The organism is Microcoleus sp. D2_18a_B4, assembly GCF_036702475.1.
Taxonomy (GTDB): Bacteria; Cyanobacteriota; Cyanobacteriia; order Cyanobacteriales; family Microcoleaceae; genus Microcoleus.
The window spans coordinates 46,509-66,330 of record NZ_JAUBTL010000003.1 but is presented as its reverse complement, the minus strand read 5'-3'; the positions used below and the strand labels follow the sequence as shown (position 1 = coordinate 66,330).

Here is a 19,822-nt window from a genome sequence, read left to right as displayed (position 1 = left end):
TTTGGGTGTTGTCAAAGGGTTAACTGGTTTTCATTGGTGGACTAAAATTGGCGCTTAATCCTAAGTAATTTAACGGATATGATATGACGTGGGTTTTTAGGTTCGATTTCTGTAAAACAGAGAAACCGGGTTTCTTCAAGAAACCCGGTTTCTCAACACCCGAAATTACTATAGCAATCCTAAATGATTCAGATAAATTTGTAGGGGTAGTGCTACCCCTACTCCCCGTGCCTACCCCCTATCTATCGGGCAACCACGGGGAGTAGGGGTCGGATTGCCCCTACAATAATTATGCAAATGATTTAGGATTGCTATAATCGGTGGCAGTACCTACAAGTTCGATTAGTTCGGTGGATCAAAGCGGTTGACGGAGAGAGCAACACCGATCATCGGTAGGGCTACGCCGAAGCAAATCAACCACTGATCCAGATTCATCGGAGCCGTCTCAAATATGCTATTGACAAACGGAGAATTAGCAAAGATGATCTGCAAAATCACCGCCAGGACAATTCCCACACCGAGGGCGGGAGCACCGCTAACTTCTTCCTTAGAACCGCTAAACTTAGCAATCAAAGAAGGCAACAACTGGCTGAGACTCAACAGGTAAAAAATTCTCCCCATTACCAAAGCTTGAATTGCCATCGTGCGGGCCAGTTCCAAGGTTCCCCAAGGAGCTTGGCGCACCCATTCAAACATTCCGAAAATCAGAGTCCAGTTGTAAAGAGAAATAGCGATGATCCGCTTGATCCGATTTCCGGTGAGGAAAGGTTCGTTTACCGGTCGGGGCTGCTGTTTCATGACTCCCGCTGACTTGGGCTCGAAAGCCAGGGGCACAGTCATGGTGATCGAGTTGAGCATATTCAGCCAGAGAATTTGTAGCGACAAAATCGGCAATTCTCGACCTAGGAGGGTGCTGAGCAAAATTGTCATCGATTCTCCGCCGTTGACTGGGAGAATGAAGCTGATTGCTTTGAGCAGATTTTTGTAAACCGATCGCCCTTCTTCGACAGCAGATTCGATCGACGCAAAGTTATCATCGGTAAGAATCATGTCGGCGGCTTCCTTAGAAACCTCCGTACCGCTGCCCATCGCAATACCGATATCCGCTTGTTTCAGCGCCGGCGCGTCGTTAACGCCGTCTCCCGTCATCGCCACGATTTCGCCTTGATTTTGCAAAGCTTCTACGAGGCGGAGTTTTTGTTCTGGGGCGACGCGGGCAAAAACTGAGCCGGCTTCTACGGCTTCGCCGAGTTCCTGCTTGCTCATGGCGGCGAGTTGAGCGCCGGTGTAGGCTACAAGTTCCCTGTGGTGCTTGGTTTTGCGGAATCCCATGCGGCGGGCGATCGCCTTGGCTGTAGCGATGTGGTCGCCGGTAATCATTTTGACTTGGATGCCGGCGGTTTGACAAGCTTGGACGGCTGCGATCGCTTCTGCCCGCGGCGGGTCAATCATGCCTTGCAGTCCCAAGAAAACCAGCCCTGACTCCAAATCCGAGTGATCGACGGAATTTTGGCTTTGCGGTACTGCCTTTTTCGCTAAAGCCAAGACGCGCAAGCCTTGCTTTGCCATTTCATCGACTTGGTGGTGGATTTGTTCGCGATCGACTTCTACCGGATTTCCTTGGGTATCGAGACTGGAACCGCAGCGGCCGAGAATGGATTCTACTGAACCTTTGACGTACAAAATTTTGCCACTGGGAGTTCGGTGCAGCGTCGCCATGTATTGAAACTGAGATTCAAAGGGAATTGAATCCAGCCGCTGCATTGACTTGGACAAAATTTGCTGGCTCAAATCAGCTTTTTTGCCTGCAGCAATTAACGCTCCCTCTGTCGGATCTCCGACGACTATCCAATTATCGTCTTTGAATTCCAACTGAGAGTCGTTGCAAAGGAGTCCAGCTTGCAAACATTCTTGCAAAGTTGGAGTTTGGCTGACAGTAATTGGCAGTTGGTTGAGTTGAATTTCACCTTCGGGGCTGTATCCCGTACCCGTAACCGAGTAGGATTCGCCGCCAGAATAGATTTCTTGCACCGTCATTTCGTTTTCCGTCAAAGTTCCGGTTTTGTCGGAACAGATGACGGTAGCGCCGCCGAGGGTTTCCACTGCGGGCAATTTGCGGACGATCGCGTGGCGATTTGCCATCCGGGAAACGCCTACGGCTAGGGTGACGGTGATAACGGCGGGTAGGCCTTCGGGAATTGCGCCGACAATCAGCGCGACTGCGGGTTCGACTGCTTCTTTAAAGGCTGAAACCCCCTCTGGGACAGGTCTGCCCAATCTGACTGCGAAGGTCAAGGTTGCCATTCCCAACACGAATAACAGCCAGTTTTGACTGAATTGGTTGAATTTGCGGGTTAAGGGGGTGGTGAGATCGATGTGCCGATCTAATAGTTGGGAGATTTTGCCGGTTTCGGTTTTATTGGCGATCGCAATTACGATGCCGCTAGCTTGGCCAAAAGTGACAAAACTGCCGGCATAGGCCATGTTATCCCGTTCTGCTAGTGGCGTTTCTTGTGGCAGAACCAAGTCTCCAGATTGTCCTAATTCTTTTTCGACAGCAACAGATTCCCCGGTGAGTCCCGATTCGTCGATTTGCAAGTCGCGCACTTTCACTAAGCGCAAGTCTGCCGGTACTTTGTCGCCGGAAGTCAGGGTTACTAAGTCCCCGACTACGAGTTCTTTGGAGGGAATTCTTAATTTTTTGCCGCCCCGAATGACTGTGGCTTCGGTGGTGACAGCTTGGGCTAGGGCTTCAATTTTTTTCTCGGCTCCAGCTTCTTGGATGAAACTAATAGTAGCGTTGGTGGTGGTTACGCCCCAAATTACGCTAGCGTTTAGCCATTCTCCGATCACTGCTTTGATTAAACCTGCACTCAGCAAGATGATCAGGAGGGGTTGGTTAAATTGCAGTATAAATTTTAACCAGGCTGGTTTCCCTGCTTTAACAGTTAGTTCGTTGGGCCCGAATTTCTGTTGGCGATGGTTGGCTTCTGTCGGTTCTAAACCGCTTTCCAGGTTGGTTTCTAAGATAGTTGCAAGCTTGGATACTTCTAGGTAGTGCCAATATTGCTCTGCTACGTCTACATCGTTGGCGGCTCTTGATGGCATGATTCTTGCTGAATATTTGGGGTGTGTGACGAGCTTTGAGCGCTCCTTAATAGGCGCGGCGCGCTCAATACAACTGATCGCTCGTTGGAGCGTGAATATATTGAGCGGCTTAATTGTTTGTTGATTGCTTTAACGGGCTGTAACTTAGATCCATATTACAAGCGATGTGGTCGTTTGTTGCAAGAGATTTGGGGAATTTTTCCCGGCGCTAAATCTTGTTTGGGACTTGGTGGCTAAGGTGGGGAAAAGTCGATGGAATCCCTTGACATTTTGCAAATTTTAGGTGTGGTTGAAGAAAGGCACGACAGGGAAGTCACGGATACACGGATTCATTATTGAGCAGGAGTCAGGAGTTATCGATCGCAAAGCGTGTTAAAACTGATATCTTGCACCATTCTCAAGAACAGGCAAGATGCCTGTTCCACAAAGAGTGAATTTTCTTGTGGAACAGGCCGAAAAGCCTGTTCCTAAAAAGCTTATTGAGAATGGTGCAACATATGAGTTAAAACTGATATCTTGCACCATTGTCAAGAACGGGCAAGATGCCCGTTCCACAAAGAATGAATTTTCTTGTGGAACAGGCCGAAAAGCCTGTTCCTAAACAAGTAATTGAGAATGGTGCAAGATGTGAGTTAAAACCGAGTTAAGCGATCGTATTCTGAACTTATGGAAATAGTAGTGACGCTGGTGCTGGGTTCGGTGCTGTTTGTCGAGCGAATGCGGTTCGGGCGGGTGTTAGTTCGATCGTCCGTTACTGCGAAGGATTTGTTTAAGGGCAGAAATTCGATCGCCCTGGCTTTGGTGATGCACTCGCGTGCGATCGTTTTGACTTGGATGCCGCAGGTTTGACGGGAGCATCTCATATTTGTAAAAACACTTATTATGGCTCCTTCCTTCTTCCTCCTTCCTTCTTCCTTCTTCTTCTTTCCTCCTGACTCCTGACTCCTGACTCCTAATTCCAATTTCGAGCTTTGCTGCTTTCATTGAGATGCTCCCGGTTTGACACGCTTGGACGGCTGCGATCGCAATTGATGATTCAATGCTATCAATTGCTAGTCTGCTTCACATTAAATTGGTATAAGACGGGAATTAACTTTTTTTTGCCCATATAGTTACCACCTAACCCACCCTAAAAATTAATTTATGAATTTGACAAAAGGTGCAGCAATAAGACTAACAATTATATTTATTTTTCTCGGCATAGGTGGTGCTTATTCATGGCAACTCATGTTAAATCCCGCTTCTTTAGAACAAGCTGAAGCACAAGCTAAATTATTAGAGGAAATCTATGTATATGGCAATTATCTTGAAGCATTACTCTGGTTTTTGTTTGCGATTGGTTTCGCTATTAATGCCGGAAAAACATCAGGAAGAACCAGAATTAATCGCCTGATTACTAGCCTAATTTTTTTGTTGTTTGGTGGCTCAGATATTGTCGAAGTACAAACCGGCGCGTGGTGGAGTCCTTGGTGGTTATTTGTTTGGAAAGCTTCTTGCGTTTTATCTATGGTGATCTTATTTATGGTTTATTTACGCGATCGCCCCCTTGCTAATAAACCATAAATAACTGGTTCCCTGGCTCTTCCAGGGAACCGATGTCCAGAGCCCGATCATCGCTCTTCTAGCATGAAAATTGGAGGCAGAGTCGGGATCTGTGTTACCAGGCAATTCGATCGCCCTGGCTTTGGCGATGCACTCGCGTGCGATCGTTTTGACTTGGATGCCGAAGGTTTGACACGCTTGGAGGGCTGCCCGATCAATTCATCACTCAATGCTATCAATGGCTAATCTGCTAGCCCAAAACACTGAGCACCCTTTAGACAATTGAATTGAGATTTTGGGCTGCATCGTTCAATTGTTGAGTGCCTACTTTGGTTTGAGTAATACCACTAGCGGTTTCTTGGGCAGATAGGTTGAGGCTGTTCATAGTATCCACTACTTGTTTAATAGCCACTGCTTGTTGTTGAGCCGTTAGAGAAATTTGTTGATTGTTCAATACCACATTGTTAACCGCATTTGCTACTTCCGAGAAAGCTGCTGCTGTTTCTTGACTGATTATGGTTCCTTCTTCTACTGTTTTAGTACCTTCCTTTGTCACCGTTACGGTGGAATTTATCGCATTCTTGATATCATAGACAAGGCGGTTAATCTTCTCGGCTGATTTCTTACTTTTATCTGCTAGTTTGCGGATTTCTGTGGCTATGACAGTAAAACCTTTGGCGTTTTCGCCCGCCCGCACTGCTTCTACTGAGGCATTCAGTGCCAGCATATTTGTTTGATTTGCTAAATCTGTGACATCCGTAGAGATATTGCCAATCTGATGGGTTTGTTCGCTCAATTGCAGAATTTGTGCCGCCATTGCCCCGACATTTTCTTTCAATATTCTCATCGATTCCAGGGTTTGCTCGACTGCTAGGGTTCCCCTTTCAGTGCTCTTTAAAGCAAGCCGTGCAGATTCCGCACCAGCTTGGGCTTGCTGGGCTGATTGTTGGGAAGCCGCGCCCAACTCATCCATTGTGATTGTCGTTTGATTTACAGAGCTCGATTGCTGTGCGGCTGTGCGTTCCTGCTGTTCTACTGTGGCCGCAATTTCTGTGGAAGAACTGGCGATCGTATTTGCTACCTGATTGATTGGTCGGATAATTTTATCAAAAATAAATAATACAATAAATGAACCCACTACTACAGCAACAGCCGTACCTCCTATAGAAACAATCGTCGCTAATTGCTCCGACTGTTTTGCTAATTTTGTTCGTTGAACCAGTAAAGCATCTTCTACCGTAAGCATTTCGGCCAGCTTATCCCTAATTTCATCCATTAATATCTTGCCTTTACCTGAAATCACCAACGCTCTTAGCTCTGGTTCTTTACCAGCCCTTTTGAGGGATATAGTTTCCGCTAATTCATCGAGTTTTTGCTGACCCAAATTTTCAACTTGCTCCAAACTTTTAACTTGTTCAGGGATATCTTTTATTAACTTTTTTGTCTCATTAGCTGTTTTATAAAATGCTAATTGACCCTTTTTATAAGGTTCTAAGAATTCCTCCTTACCAGTGAAGATAAACCCCCGCTGTCCTGTTTCAGCATCCAATAAAGTTTTTTCTAGGGCTTGCAAATTTGTCTTTACTACATAAGTGTGCGTTTGCCACTCAATAGCTTCGGCTAAATTATCCATACTCAATTTAGTGGCAAATCCGATGCTAATCATTAAGAAAAAAATTGAGCCGAAGCCCAAGGGAACTACTTTACTAAGCCGAATAATATTGTGCCACATTGCACTTTCTACTCCTTGATTCGTTGTTGACTTTTGTGGGGAAGTTGCAGCGTCAATAATGTCCTGATGTTTTTCACCCAAGTAGTTATTTAATCCCTAATACTAATTCATAATTAATCCCCGTTTTTTAGTGGGAAAAACTTCCAGCGTTTTTTTTTGCTTTCCTTGCTTTACTAACTCAACCATTGACTCAGACTCATCAATAAAAATCTGGCCAAACTTAATGTTGAGCAAGCGATGCAGGTCAAAGTCTTGAGGATTAAGGGTTGTTTTGCCTGCTTTGATTTTGCATAAATCCTGTTTATTCGATTGTAGCTGGAAATTCAGGAACCAAACCCAAAAATCGTCAATCGATTTTAGATTTTAGATTTGAGATTTTCGATTGACTTGCGCGAGATAAATGCGGGGGCTCTTCTGATTTTCGATTTTGGATTGATTCCACGGATAAATCACGTGGCGGGTACCACCTTTGAAATTGGTGGTCAAATTCTCTCCCCCACAGTTTCTCTTTCCCAGTGTTCCTCTCTCTCACTATTGATTGGGGTTCAAGTCGATCGCATAAATGTTACAACTAGCGTTAAGCAACACAATTTTGAGTTCATGGAAATAGTAGTGACGCTGGTGCTGGGTTCGGTGCTGTTTGTCTGGGGAATGCGGTTCGGGCGAGTGTTAGTTCGATCGTCCGTTACTGCGAAGGATTTGTTTAAGGGCAGAAATTCGATCGCCCTGGCTTTGGCGATGCACTCGCGTGCGATCGTTTTGACTTGGATGCCGCAGGTTTGACAAGCTGGGAGGGCTGCCCGATCAATTCAAGACTCAATGCTATAGCGGTTCTCAAGCGTGGTGAGGTATGCCCACGGAGGCCTATGCCCACGGAGGCCTATGCCCTATGCCCATGAGTACCTCATATGAGAGCTCGAAAGGCTATATCAATTGCTAGTCTGCTAGCCCAAAACACTGAGCACCCTTTAGACAATTGAATTGAGATTTTGGGCTGCATCGTTCAATTGTTGAGTGCCTACTTTGGTTTGAGTAATACCACTAGCGGTTTCTTGGGCAGATAGGTTGAGGCTGTTCATAGTATCCACTACTTGTTTAATAGCAACTGCTTGTTGTTGAGCCGTTAGAGAAATTTGTTGATTGTTCAATACCACATTGTTAACCGCATTTGCTACTTCCGAGAAAGCTGCTGCTGTTTCTTGACTAATTTTTGTTCCTTCTTCTACTGTTTTAGTACCTTCCTTTGTCACCGTTACGGTGGAATTTATCGCATTCTTGATGTCATAGACAAGGCGGTTAATCTTCTCGGCTGATTTCTTACTTTTATCTGCTAGTTTGCGGATTTCTGTGGCTATGACAGTAAAACCTTTGGCGTTTTCGCCCGCCCGGACTGCTTCTACTGAGGCATTCAGTGCCAGCATATTTGTTTGATTTGCTAAATCTGTGACATCCGTAGAGATATTGCCAATCTGATGGGTTTGTTCGCTCAATTGCAGAATTTGTGCCGCCATTGCCCCGACATTTTCTTTCAATATTCTCATCGATTCCAGGGTTTGCTCGACTGCTAGGGTTCCCCTTTCAGTGCTCTTTAAAGCAAGCCGTGCAGATTCCGCACCAGCTTGGGCTTGCTGGGCTGATTGTTGGGAAGCCGCGCCCAACTCATCCATTGTGATTGTCGTTTGATTTACAGAGCTCGATTGCTGTGCGGCTGTGCGTTCCTGCTGTTCTACTGTGGCCGCAATTTCTGTCGAAGAACTAACAATCATATTGACTGACTGATTCATGCTCTTTGCAATGCCTGAAGCAATCCACAGAGCGATCGCAATTGCCGTAAGTGCAGCTAAAGCAGTGCTTAAAATCACCACTGTAGTCAGGAACTGCAAAGCTTGAATTTGCTCTTTTTCTTGCTCAATTAAAATCCCTTCCTCGGTGCTTTGAAACTCCTTAGCTATAGCATCAACCTGACGAAGCTTTGGTACAATTTGTGTCTTCCAGAACTTAAGTCCATCGTCTTGCTTACCTTGAGCAACCAAAGAAAAGGCTTGTTTATAGCCTTGCTCTATCTGATTTTTTAAGACCTTCATTTCCTCTAGCCGCTGGCGCTGTTGCGGGTTTTGTACCCGATTAAGTAAATACTGATAGGATTTGTCAAAGCTGTTTGCCTCTTCATTGTATTCAGTTAAGAAAGCACTATCTTTGGCCAAAAAATACCCACGAGCAGCTTTTTGCATACCTGCAAATCCTAGCTGTTGAGCTTTTAATGCTATAACAACAGCATGAGAATTATTTAGCACTTTTGCTTTTTCTTCTACTTCTTTAGCATTAAAGAAAACCAAAGTAGCTGCTCCAACTGAAAGCAAAATCGGTAGGGAATATCCCCACAGAATACGCTCTCTTAATTTGGTGGATTTGAAGTTAATCATCTTAAATTTTTCCTATATTTAAAAAACGAACAAATTAAGCCCCTTCAAAGCAATGGGAAGTGCATATCCTAGCCGCCTCCCGTTTCTCAGCTTTAAGTTGGCAAACATGGCAATATCTCCTGTTGGGTTAGGTAGCGGAATTATCTCATTCTCAACCATTGACTCAGACTCATCAAGAAAAACCTGAAAAAACTTAATATCGAGCAAGCTATGCAGCTCAAAGTCTTGAGAATTAAGGGTTGTTTTATCTGCTTCGATTTTGGATAAATCCTGTTTATTCGATTGTAGCGAGAAATTCAGGAACGAAACCCCAACATCGTCAAATTCTCTCCCCCACTCTTCCTCCCTCCCACTTTTCCTCTCTCCCGTTATTGATTGGGGTTCAAGTCGATCGCATAAATGTTACAACTAGCGTTAAGCAACAAAATTTTAAGGTCATGGAAATAGTAGTGACGCTGGTGCTGGGTTCGGTGCTGTTTGTCTGGGGAATGCGGTTCGGGCGAGTGTTAGTTCGATCGGGAGTGACGGCTAATGATTTGTTCAAGGGCAGAAACTCGATCGCCCTGCTGTTTTTGGGTTTTTATATTGCCTTGCTGCTACTGGCTTTAAATATGCCTCAAATGCCTGCTTTGCCGATCGAGTGGCGCTTTCACGGGATGCGAGTTACTTGGACTTTGCTCAGAGTGATGCTGATGGGAGTCTGCGGTATTGGCTTTAGTATAAGTTGGTTGACAGCGCGACCCCAAGTAATCGCAGTAATCTTAATTGGTTGCTTGGGATTGGGAGGATTTACAGGCGCTGAAAACTATTTTATGGCGCCAATTTACGATGATTTAATAGATAATTTGCTGCCAAACGGTGTATTTCGGCAAACATCTAACAGCAGTTGCGCCCCCGCCGCCCTAGCAACAGTGTTAAGGCGTTGGGGAATCGATGCGACGGAATCGAATGTAGCGCGTTTTGCCGGCACGAGTCGCTTGGGAACTTCGATGCCGCAGTTAATTATAGCAGCAAGAGCTTTGGGCGTAAATGCGATCGAACTAACGCCAACTTGGGAGCAAATTCAGCAAATTAATCGCCCCGGAGTCCTAGCAGTTTGGCTGTTTGACGGCCCTCGGAAGCTACCGCACGCGGTGGCTTTGCTGGGAATGAATGACAGTGTAGCTGCCATTGGAGACCCGGCGCGGGGCAGGATTTTCTATTTAGATAGGGCAACTTTTGCCCAGGTTTGGCGGGAGGAATACGTGCCGATTTTTCGATCGGCGGATATCTTGTTAAGTGACAAACAAGCTATTGACTATTTGAGTAAATTAGGATATAATAGCGGCAATTTAAAAGCAGATATCGAGCGCTTTCAAACAGATAAAAAATTGCAAGTCAGCGGCAACTTAGACCGGATGACTGAGTTAATGTTGAGCGGCAGTTTTTTGCAAGAAGTCCCCAGATTGGATGGGAAATAGTTATTGAAAATCGTCAACCGCAGAGGCACTATTGACCGACAGAGAAGAGGAATCATGCGGTTTTTTTCAAACAATCTTTGAGTCATATTATTTCCGGTCTATTACCCATAATACGGTAGGGGCGGGTTCACGGAAAATATCTGCCAATAATTGACAATCTCAAAAACCCGCCCTTTTAATCGCTCGATCGCACATGATATCATTCGTTCCTAGCGATCGCAAAGATTCGATCGCCCTAGCCGACGATCGACGATCGCACATTGGTAGCGTGGCTGCATGAAATTACCGTAAGCGTAGGCAGTTAAGCTGTGTTGCATCTAGATTGCCTATGGTATTAGAGAGGGAGAGGATCCGATGGGGATCGGGGGAGAGGATTTGACGATTTTTGATCGGGACTCGAAATATACAATTTAAATGCACAACAGCTTACATCTAATTCCTCCTATATTTTTACGGTCGATCGCACCTTTGCTACGCCTCACCGTTTTTGACAATTGGGCACAGTTGAATCGCCCATTTTAGGCTCAGACAGCTTGACTTCCCATCCCGGTAAATTCCACCAATTAACTCGCTGATTCGGCTGAATCCAAAAGTCTAGTTGTGTGATCTTGCCCTCCTCAAATCTGAGTGTAGGAAAGTTAGGATAACTGGTATCATCGGTTTCGCGATAAGTGCGTCCAAGGTAATTTAGGCAGGTCGTTAATCCGTCAGTAATTCCCAATTCTTCCACTCCTTTTCCCTTCAATTTGGCATCATCGTAGCTGAAAGAACCGTTGAATGAATTGCCCGCTAACCCGCCTTTGGTAACAGTGATGGTGAAATCGTAGGTGACGGGAACTGCGTAGGCTTGGGTGGCAGTTACAAATGTGCTCAGAAGAGTCGTGGCGATGGCTACCGAGAGTTTGGAAATTGCTCGCACACTCGCATCCCGAAAAAGACCAACACTATAAATTTCGCTTTCAATCATCGGGAAACTCCTTGATTACACTTCTCTAGTAAGTGATTTACCGAATATTGCAATCCTTGCCGGGTCGTAATTTTTTTACCCTGCCCCAACCCTCCCCTTACCAAGGGGAGGGAGTAAGAAATTCACAAATGATTTAGGATTGCTATATGATATCATAAGTAATCAGTTAAATGCGATCGCAGCAGAGTGCCAAGCAAACAAAAATTACCGCCTAGGGTTCATAATGTATACTTTTTTTGCACTGAAAACCCAACAGAAAACATTCGTCTTTAATCGCCCAAAATTAACTCAGTAGATTTAACCACATTCATTCCCGCCGCCGCAAATTTTTGATAAGCTGCATCTGCTTGTTCCGTAAAATCAACAACACCCGGAACAACCACAGGCGAAGTGCAATCTTCCAGCAAATAAACCTTCTTTGCCAAATTCGGATCTCGCGCCAAAATTTCAGTCAGCAAATCATCAATTGTCCAAGCAACGCAGTGACTTTTGGCTTGTCCGGCAATAATTACCGCATCAAAATCGAGCAATTTATCAATAAACTTAGCATTTTTTTCCGCAATCGGATTGCCGTCGAATCCATCTAACACTTCCGGCCGCAAAACCGAATAGTTTTCAGTCAGTGGATTCCCGCCTTTGATTTCAAAAAGTGCTTGGCTGTTGCGGGCTATAGTATGAAAAAATATTGCTTCTTCCACCGCAGAAACCAGCGCGTGTCCGATGCCACCTAACATTGAGTGATAGGGCCAAATTGTCAGGGGATATTTCCCATCGGCGCTGAGTTTTTTGACGTAGTGGCAAGCCTGTTTTTCCAGTGCTGAAAAATTGCCCCCGCTGATGCTATCGGCGACGGCTGGATTGACTTTCCAAATGCCTTTTTGGACATCTTCGAGTGTAATAGAAGTTGCGGCGGGTAGGGGATGTTCGCCTGCTTCGTTTATCCAAAAGATTGGATGAAAAATTTGCATGGCGGTGTGGGTGTCCATTGTCGGCGCAATGGTTGTAATTGCATTTAAATTGCGGTAAATAAATTCGCACAGCCGCAGGTTGTCATCAACGGCACCGCTACCCGAACGCCCGCCCACAAATAATTCAAATTCGGGCAGACAAAAGGTATTTTGGGCATCGATTATCATCAAACAAATGCGGTTTTTGTCGCTGGTTGCTGGTTGGATGTTGTGCTGCTTTGCCCAATCTTTCGCTTGGGCGGCGCGTTCTTGGTAGGGTACTCGCCAGACTTCGCCTAATTTTTCGTGGTCAAAATGTTCGGGGATTGGAAGTTGGGCTTTTGGTGTCATGACGATCGCTTTTAGGGTAGTTTACAGTAATAATTTAAGTTTGCAGTATAATGCTGATAAATATTTGCGGGTTAATCATGACAAAAGCACGAATCCAAGATTATGCTAGGGTAAAATTTAAACGCATAGTGTTGTTTTTTTCGATCGCCCTTTTGCTCGCTCTCTTAATTGTAGCAACTAGATCCGCCTACGTTCAAGATGTTTTGAGAACTCTGTTAATGCGGATCGAGGATTTAGGGTGGTGGGGGCCAGTGGCTTTTGTAGCTACTTATAACTTGGCTACTGTGCTGTTTGTACCGGGTTCGGTACTGACGCTGGGAGGGGGGGCGATTTTTGGTTTGTGGTGGGGTTCGGTTTACGTCTTTGCGGCTTCGACTTTAGGTGCTGTATTTGCTTTTGCGATCGGGCGCTATTTGTGCCGCGATCGCGTGGTAAAATATATGGAATCTCACCCCAAGTTTAAAGCTCTCGATCGCGCAGTTTCCCAACAAGGATTAAAAATAGTTTTTTTGACTCGTCTTTGTCCTTTATTTCCTTTCAATTTATTGAATTACGCTCTGGGAATCACTCAAGTTTCTTTGAAAGATTACGTGCTGGGTTCCTTTGGCATGATACCGGGTACAATTATGTACGTTTACTCCGGTTCTTTGGTGGGAGAGGTTGCTGCGATAGGCACGGCCACTGTGTATGCAAGTCCTCAAGATTCCGCAGTAAAATGGTTAATTAATATTATCAGTTTTCTGGCTACAGTCGCTGTTACGGTATTTATCACTCGCCTAGCCAGCAAAGCTTTGGAAGAAAGTATTTAATTAGGATAATTTGCCAATGTCGCAGTCAAAAGTCGATCGCGTAACAGTCCCCCCGATGGACGAGCACAACCAGAAATTAGTCTCCTATTTGCATCCCCCCGATTGGGTAAATCCGCAGCCTGCTAGCAGTTATAATTTAGTAGTAATTGGCGCGGGGCCCGCTGGATTAATTGTTGCTGCAGGTGCCGCAGGTTTGGGCGCGAAAGTTGCTTTGATTGAAAAACATTTGATGGGCGGCGACTGTTTGAATGTCGGTTGTGTGCCGTCAAAAGCTTTAATTCGATCGTCTCGCACTGTTGGCGATATCTGGGAAGCCAATAAATTTGGTGTTAATGTTTCTAACGGTGCAGAAGTGGATTTTGCGGCGGTGATGGAACGGCTGCGCCGCATCAGGGCGGGAATCAGCGATGTTGATTCTGTTGAACGCTACCAGTACAAATTAGGAGTTGATGTTTTTTTAGGTTCGGGTCGTTTTAGTAGCAATTCTACCATAGAAGTTGCAGGTCAAACTCTCCGCTTTAAAAAAGCAGTAATTGCCACAGGTGCAAGGGCGCTACAACCACAAATTCCCGGCTTACAAGAAGCTGGATATCTAACAAATGAAACTGTCTTTAACCTCACGGAAAGGCCACAACGCTTAGCTGTAATTGGTGCAGGGCCGATCGGCTGCGAATTGGCTCAAGCCTTTCGGCGGCTGGGTTCGGAAGTCGTATTGCTGCACAAAAATGCTCAGATTTTAGATAAGGAAGATGCGGATGCTGCTAAAATCGTGCAGCAGGCTTTTCTACGCGAAGAAATTCAACTAATACTAGAATCCACAATAGAGCGCGTTGAGAAAACAAATGCAGGCAAAGTAATTTATTATAAATCTCAAGGTAAGGAAGCATCGGTAACAGTAGATGAAATTATTGTGAGTACAGGGCGATCGCCCAATGTGGAAGGATTGAATCTGGAGGTGATCGGCGTTGAATACGATACACACACGGGCGTATTTGTCAACGACAACTTGCAAACTACTAATCCCCGCATTTATGCCGCCGGCGATATTTGCATGAAACATAAATTTACTCACGCTGCTGATTTTGCCGCCAGGATGGTAATTCAAAACACTCTATTTTTCGGGCGCAAAAAGCTCAGCGCTTTGACGATACCTTGGTGTACTTACACAAACCCGGAAATTGCGCGCGTCGGAATTGGGGAACACGAGGCTAAGGAAAAAAACATTGATATCGATACATTTTTAATTCCTTTCAGTCAAGTCGATCGGGCAATTATTGACGGCGAAGAGGAAGGATTTGTGAAAATTCACGTCAAGAAAGGCAGCGATAAAATATTAGGTGCAACTATTGTAGCGCGCCACGCTGGGGATATGATCAGCGAGATTACTTTGGCAATGGTTAACAATATTGGTTTGGGAAAGATTGCTAGCACAATTCACCCGTATCCAACACAAGCTGATGCAATTCGGAAAGCGGGAGATGCTTACAATCGCACTCGTTTGACGCCGTTTGTGAAAAATTTGTTTAATAAATGGCTGGCTTGGACGCGATAGATAAATAATTGTGGAACAGGCATCTTGCCTGTTCATTATCGGCTTTTATGGGCGGCGTCGAAGCCCAACCCCAACTCCCCACAAGAAAATTCACTCTTTGTGGAACAGGCATCTTGCCTGTTCATGAAACAGGTGCAAAATTAAGTGTGTTTTTATGCTTCTGTTTCTGTTTGTGTTTCCAATCCAACACCTTCATACAAAAGTGCGATGGGCAAATCAAACTCAATGCTTGATAAAGTGATAATCTCCCCAGCAGTGTAAGAATAGTACAGCCACATTCTCCCCTCTCCCCGACAGTAACGCTCAACAAAAATCTTTTGTGAATCAATCAAGATATACTCTTGTAAAGTCGGAATTTTTAGATAACAAGTGAATTTTTCATCCCGATCTTTAGCACTTGTACTTGGAGAAAGAACTTCCACAATGATTTTAGGATTCTGAATGAAATTGCGCGAATTAATGTCTTCTGGATCGCAACTGACTATCACATCAGGGTAGTAGTAACGGCTTTGAAAGTTAACTTGCAATTTCACATCTGACACGTTCATCCGACAGCCTCTGGAACGCAGATGCGGGCGCAAGTTCCTGTAAAAGTTAAGTGCAATATCGTTATGGGGAATTGTACTGCCCATTCTGGCAAAAACTTCGCCGTTGACATATTCGTAGCGAATCTCTTGTTGAGCTTCCCATTCGAGATATTCCTCAACGGTCATTTTTTGGGGTGGTTGGGGAATGGATATCATAACAAAATTTTTGTCAATGTTACTTTGAGTGTAGCATTAGGAGTTGGGAGATCGCCCGCGCAAACAAACCCTGCCTTAGAAATCCCCTTCATCTACTTGGAATACCGTCAATCCTAAGCCTCTCCACATATCAACAACTTGCTGGCGATCGTCCAAGACAAACTTTATGTTATACTTTCCATCAATATGCTGCCGATAGAATTCCTCTTTAATAATCGAATCCTTCCTCATATCTCCCGTTTTCCGCATATAAAGAGCAGCATAATTGACATCGTACTGCTGCAACCATTTCTCAGTTTGAGGCTGACAATCATCCGTTCTCCCCGACACTACGATAATATTAGCGCTGGTTTGCCACTTGCGAACAGTATCTAAAACCGGCGGATTGGGCAAATCGCGATCGCACGTAGAAGCATCAAAAGGATTTCTGCCATTGAGAAGCGCTAATGTGCCGTCCATATCAACAATAATTGCATCCGGCAAATCCGGGTTATATTCCGGCGGCACAACGGGAACCCGCACGTACTTATTGTACATCTTCATTATCACATCTTTGCCCACCGAGTTAAGCCTTTTCAAATCCCGTTTAATACATTCCTCAACCGGAACTTGTAGGAAAGAATCATTAACTTCGACAACAGCTTTCCCTTTAACTAACTCCTTGATATGCTCGATGTGAGGGCCGAAATTAGTATCATCAACAATGACGTGCTTGCCGCTTTCCAAAGCCATCAAAATAATCGTATCTCTCAACTGCACAATAAACTTTTCATTTGCCTGCGACCAATGAGAAGCGTGAGCCATTTCTCGGAGCAAATCTTTATTGCTACGCACCCACTTTGCAGGTTCAGACAGCAGCAATTCCCTAGCAAATTGAGATTTTCCCGAAGCAGGTAAACCGACAAGTACAATAACTCTTTTCATGGCAATTGGTAATTGGTAATTGGTAATTGGGCATTGGGCATTGGGCATTGGGCATTGTTTAAATACTTACCTCTTCATTCCATCCGTTACATCCGTTACATAATCCGTTGCCGAACTTCCCTCTTCCCTCTTTCTTAAACATTTGCCTCACGCTCGATCATTAATCCGTGTAGCCCTGTCAAAATCTCTTAGAGTGCCTTCCTTCTTCTACAAACCTAAATGGAGGTAATCTAAACCCAATAACTCTTCTATTTTATGAATAGTAACATCGCGGAGAGCTTCTTTCACTCCCGCAACTCTTCGGGCCCGCAAAGAAAACAAAATCCCGGAATAGGGTAAATGTTTCACAGCTAAGGCAAAATCTTTCTGAACTTCGATATGTTCGTGCTGTCGGTAAGCTTCCTCGATTTCTTCAACCAAAGATTCATATTTGTCCTTAACTTTTTGATACAACTCACTCCACTCAGGAAAATAAGCTAAAAACTCTTCTCCTTCATTAGTTAAAACAATCTCGATCATCCTGCGGGTAGAAAACCCTTCGCGCAGATGGGAAATCGCGACATATTGCGGAGACTTTACTTTAACTCTGTTGAAGTTAGCATCGCAGATAATATACCCTTCCGAATCCATCGGATCTAAATGTTGAGCCGCTTCGATAACTTCTTTCCAGCTAGTTAAAGGATAGGATGCTACCAATTCCCAGCCGTATTTATTGGCCCAAATACTCGGATCGGTTTCTAGCAGCGTTTGAGTGTTGCGAACCCCGTGCAGCACAATTTGATTGTTTTTTGGCTGGACAACTATTCTATTGTAAGGCGTCATCAACTCAAAGATAAAACACTGGTCGGTTTCTTGTGGCAATTGATATCCCAATTCTTGCCAGACTTTCCAAAAAAGTTCGGCAAAGCTGAATCCAAAACCATTAACTTCGCCGGCGGCGTCGGGAGTACCGCTGGATTGCACTCTCCATTCTTCCTTGTAAAAATACAGTACAGTCAGAGAACCGTCTAGTTTTTCGTAGACTTTGGCATTTTTCCAATCAATTGCAGCGGCGTGAATTTCTCCGTAATTAAAAAATTTGTCGTAGGGATAAGAAACTATCTGCCAATCTTGAGATGAATCTAAAATAATGCCTCGGCACTGCTGGACTATTTTTTCGCCTAGGGGAGATTCTATCTGTGAGTATTTCAGACAGACTAAATCGGGATATTGGCGGTGGCGGGTAACTTTGATATGATAAGTTTCGGACAAAGTTTCCAATCCGTACTGGCGCAAATACTCTTGCAGTTCCACGATAGACTCCTAAATTGCTCGCCTTCTCTATATTATATATGACTTCATATTCTGGCAACCTTGTCAAGATAGTCAAAAAACATTTTTCCCGGAAAAGCAAGTGTTAATTTGGTATTTTGAATTATGGTTGTAGATAGGTGAATGCAGTTCGCCACCCAACTAAACTATTGGAATATTAAGGGAAAAGACCGTGAAGAAGAAATTATTACTTTTGGCTACTTCTGCTGGTGTATTGACTGCTTTAGTACCTCTCTCGGTTGTTTTTGGATCTTCGCAATTGTCGCTGCGACAATCGGGAACAACACAAATTGCTCAAGGAGGCACTGCGTTTCCGGTAAGTGAAATTTTGCCAAAGTTAAAAGGCAAAACGCAAGTGCCTATTTTTATTCCCAGCAGGATTCCGCTTTCGCAAAAAATGTACTATCCAACTACAGCACAAGCAAACAGCTATAGTATTTCAATCGACTATAAACCAGATTGCGGCGGTACGACTGTTTGCACTTTTGGGTCAATTCAAGGTCAAAAAGGCGGGGAGTTTACTACAAAACTAGAAGGGGTAACTAAGACCTTAAAAAATGTCAAACTTGCGGGCGGAGTGAAAGGAGTTTATCATAACGGTTGCGGGGCTTACTGCACAGCAACTCTTCAGTGGAAAACTCAGGGTTTTATGTATACCGTCGCCATTAAGAACGGACGAGAATCTGATTTAATTTTAATAGGAAATTCTGCTATTAAAGCTGGGAAGCGTTAAGTTTGGCAGTCTGGGAGGCACAACTTCTATATGTAGGGTGCGTAAGCGCGCACCTTACCGTTATTGTATGATATATCTTAACTCGCACTCGCCCTTTACAAGATGCTATATTTTTTTGCGCTTACCTACTTCGGGGGAAATCAGGATGAGGGGAAGATGGCTATTTGCGGCGATTTTTGCTTGTGTGGTGACTGCTTTTACGAGCGCACCTTTGACACCAAACTCAGCGTTAGCAAGGACTGAACTCCCGATTACAGAAATCCGCTGGTTTAATTATTCCCCTGAAGATAGCTGGCAACCGATACAATTTATTGTACCCGATCGCCACACTGCAAAATCTGTCGGCCGCCGTAAGTTGCGGTTGTACGATGTTCATATTGCCAAGATGTTTGAGATTTCTCATTTTCTGTGCGATCGCGATCGGGCTTCTGAGGGTTACACTTGGTCTTATCAAACGGAAAATGGCAATATTGAGATGGGACGCTTCAAAATTAGCTGCAATCTCGCCCGTTCCATAGCCACAGCTTACGGGTTAGGCAAACCAGAAAGTACAGTGATTCGCCGCAGCTTCAACCTGAAAAATGGTCGCCCTTCTTTTGCGCTAGAAAAATACTCTATTCCCACTTTTAACATTGCTAAAAATCGAGTTGTGCAGTGGAGGAATTTTGTGCAAAAGTTTACCCCAATCCCCGATAACCCAGGTGCAAACCAAGCTAACAGTCGTTTTCCTGCTAGTAACATCTTTAGACAAATCAAAGGCAAAACGCGAGTGCCTGTTTTTCTTCCGAGTAGACTTCCTTTATCAGACATTCAGCAACTTGATTTTGATGTGCAAGCAGGTTCCCACGGTTACATTGTAGGAATGTATTTAGGCAAAGGATGCCGCGCGGGAGCCTGTTATTTCGGCACAATCGAAGCTCAAAGAAATGAACCGTTTTCGCCTCCTTCGCGATTGCCGCAGGATACTTACAGAAGCGTTGAATTGGCGGGCGGATTCAGGGGGATTTATTTCAATAATTGCGGTGCTTACTGCACTGCTTTTGTTGAGTGGCAAAGGCTGGGGGTGCTGTACCGAGTCACAAGGAAAAACGCACGGCAGCAAGAAGTTGTCCAGATAGCAAATTCTGCACTTCAAGCAGGGCAACGTTAAATTTGGCGGGAAATGGAAAAGGTCGATCGACCTTTTTCGCATTAAATATCCCGTTGCTGTACAATTAAAA

Annotated in this window: 17 protein-coding genes; 8 read left to right on the top strand and 9 right to left on the bottom strand. The window is 44.6% G+C overall.

Annotation, left to right across the window (positions count from 1 at the left end; genetic code table 11):
• Positions 1-342 precede the first annotated feature (342 nt).
• On the bottom strand, positions 343-3,108 hold the full coding sequence (locus QUB04_RS02725; protein ID WP_333280644.1) for an HAD-IC family P-type ATPase: 2,766 nt from the start codon (positions 3,106-3,108) through the stop codon (positions 343-345).
• 412 nt (positions 3,109-3,520) lie between these two features.
• Between QUB04_RS02725 and QUB04_RS02720 the strand changes: the two genes are divergently transcribed.
• Positions 3,521-3,709 carry a hypothetical protein gene (locus tag QUB04_RS02720; protein ID WP_333280641.1) on the top strand — a complete coding sequence of 63 codons (189 nt, stop codon included), beginning with the start codon at positions 3,521-3,523 and terminating at the stop codon, positions 3,707-3,709.
• A 134-nt stretch (positions 3,710-3,843) separates the two neighbouring features.
• Here the strand turns inward: QUB04_RS02720 and QUB04_RS02715 are convergent, their stop codons facing one another.
• Positions 3,844-4,092 (bottom strand): hypothetical protein, encoded by a 249-nt coding sequence (locus QUB04_RS02715; RefSeq protein ID WP_333280638.1) that lies wholly within the window; start codon positions 4,090-4,092, stop codon positions 3,844-3,846.
• 159 nt (positions 4,093-4,251) lie between these two features.
• Here QUB04_RS02715 and QUB04_RS02710 point away from each other — a divergent pair, with 159 nt between their 5' ends.
• Positions 4,252-4,671 (top strand): hypothetical protein, encoded by a 420-nt coding sequence (locus tag QUB04_RS02710; protein ID WP_333280636.1) that lies wholly within the window; start codon positions 4,252-4,254, stop codon positions 4,669-4,671.
• 253 nt (positions 4,672-4,924) lie between these two features.
• On the opposite strand, the gene QUB04_RS02705 is transcribed toward QUB04_RS02710, so the two are convergent.
• Positions 4,925-6,382: a CHASE3 domain-containing protein gene (locus tag QUB04_RS02705; RefSeq protein WP_333280634.1), complete on the bottom strand. Its 1,458-nt coding sequence runs from the start codon at positions 6,380-6,382 to the stop codon at positions 4,925-4,927.
• 453 nt (positions 6,383-6,835) lie between these two features.
• Between QUB04_RS02705 and QUB04_RS02700 the strand changes: the two genes are divergently transcribed.
• Positions 6,836-7,165 carry a hypothetical protein gene (locus tag QUB04_RS02700; RefSeq protein WP_333280632.1) on the top strand — a complete coding sequence of 110 codons (330 nt, stop codon included), beginning with the start codon at positions 6,836-6,838 and terminating at the stop codon, positions 7,163-7,165.
• Positions 7,166-7,350: 185 nt separating this feature from the next.
• Here QUB04_RS02700 and QUB04_RS02695 read toward each other — a convergent pair whose 3' ends face one another.
• On the bottom strand, positions 7,351-8,805 hold the full coding sequence (locus QUB04_RS02695) for a methyl-accepting chemotaxis protein (RefSeq protein WP_333280630.1): 1,455 nt from the start codon (positions 8,803-8,805) through the stop codon (positions 7,351-7,353).
• A gap of 437 nt (positions 8,806-9,242) precedes the next feature.
• Between QUB04_RS02695 and QUB04_RS02690 the strand changes: the two genes are divergently transcribed.
• Positions 9,243-10,265: a cysteine peptidase family C39 domain-containing protein gene (locus QUB04_RS02690; protein ID WP_333280628.1), complete on the top strand. Its 1,023-nt coding sequence runs from the start codon at positions 9,243-9,245 to the stop codon at positions 10,263-10,265.
• 478 nt (positions 10,266-10,743) lie between these two features.
• Here QUB04_RS02690 and QUB04_RS02685 read toward each other — a convergent pair whose 3' ends face one another.
• On the bottom strand, positions 10,744-11,232 hold the full coding sequence (locus QUB04_RS02685; RefSeq protein ID WP_333280626.1) for a hypothetical protein: 489 nt from the start codon (positions 11,230-11,232) through the stop codon (positions 10,744-10,746).
• Positions 11,233-11,501: 269 nt separating this feature from the next.
• Complete coding sequence (locus QUB04_RS02680; protein WP_333280624.1) at positions 11,502-12,530, bottom strand: isochorismatase; 1,029 nt, start codon at positions 12,528-12,530, stop codon at positions 11,502-11,504.
• A 77-nt stretch (positions 12,531-12,607) separates the two neighbouring features.
• On the opposite strand from QUB04_RS02680, the gene QUB04_RS02675 reads away from it, so the two are divergent.
• Both QUB04_RS02675 and QUB04_RS02670 read left to right on the top strand, forming a co-directional pair.
• The gene (locus QUB04_RS02675) at positions 12,608-13,339 is read left to right on the top strand and encodes a TVP38/TMEM64 family protein (RefSeq protein WP_333280622.1); all 732 of its coding nucleotides are present in this window, start codon (positions 12,608-12,610) and stop codon (positions 13,337-13,339) included.
• Between the two features lie 16 nt (positions 13,340-13,355).
• Positions 13,356-14,891: a mercuric reductase gene (locus QUB04_RS02670; RefSeq protein ID WP_333280620.1), complete on the top strand. Its 1,536-nt coding sequence runs from the start codon at positions 13,356-13,358 to the stop codon at positions 14,889-14,891.
• A 152-nt stretch (positions 14,892-15,043) separates the two neighbouring features.
• Here QUB04_RS02670 and QUB04_RS02665 read toward each other — a convergent pair whose 3' ends face one another.
• The 3 genes from QUB04_RS02665 to QUB04_RS02655 form a co-directional block, all read right to left on the bottom strand.
• Positions 15,044-15,634: a Uma2 family endonuclease gene (locus QUB04_RS02665; protein WP_333280618.1), complete on the bottom strand. Its 591-nt coding sequence runs from the start codon at positions 15,632-15,634 to the stop codon at positions 15,044-15,046.
• Positions 15,635-15,709: 75 nt separating this feature from the next.
• Positions 15,710-16,606, bottom strand: a complete 897-nt coding sequence (locus tag QUB04_RS02660) for a phosphatase domain-containing protein (RefSeq protein ID WP_333280616.1) — start codon at positions 16,604-16,606, stop codon at positions 15,710-15,712.
• A gap of 159 nt (positions 16,607-16,765) precedes the next feature.
• Positions 16,766-17,851 carry a T4 RnlA family RNA ligase gene (locus tag QUB04_RS02655; RefSeq protein WP_333280614.1) on the bottom strand — a complete coding sequence of 362 codons (1,086 nt, stop codon included), beginning with the start codon at positions 17,849-17,851 and terminating at the stop codon, positions 16,766-16,768.
• 190 nt (positions 17,852-18,041) lie between these two features.
• Here QUB04_RS02655 and QUB04_RS02650 point away from each other — a divergent pair, with 190 nt between their 5' ends.
• Positions 18,042-18,602 carry a hypothetical protein gene (locus QUB04_RS02650; RefSeq protein ID WP_333280612.1) on the top strand — a complete coding sequence of 187 codons (561 nt, stop codon included), beginning with the start codon at positions 18,042-18,044 and terminating at the stop codon, positions 18,600-18,602.
• A 145-nt stretch (positions 18,603-18,747) separates the two neighbouring features.
• Complete coding sequence (locus QUB04_RS02645) at positions 18,748-19,752, top strand: hypothetical protein (protein WP_333280609.1); 1,005 nt, start codon at positions 18,748-18,750, stop codon at positions 19,750-19,752.
• Positions 19,753-19,822 lie beyond the last annotated feature (70 nt).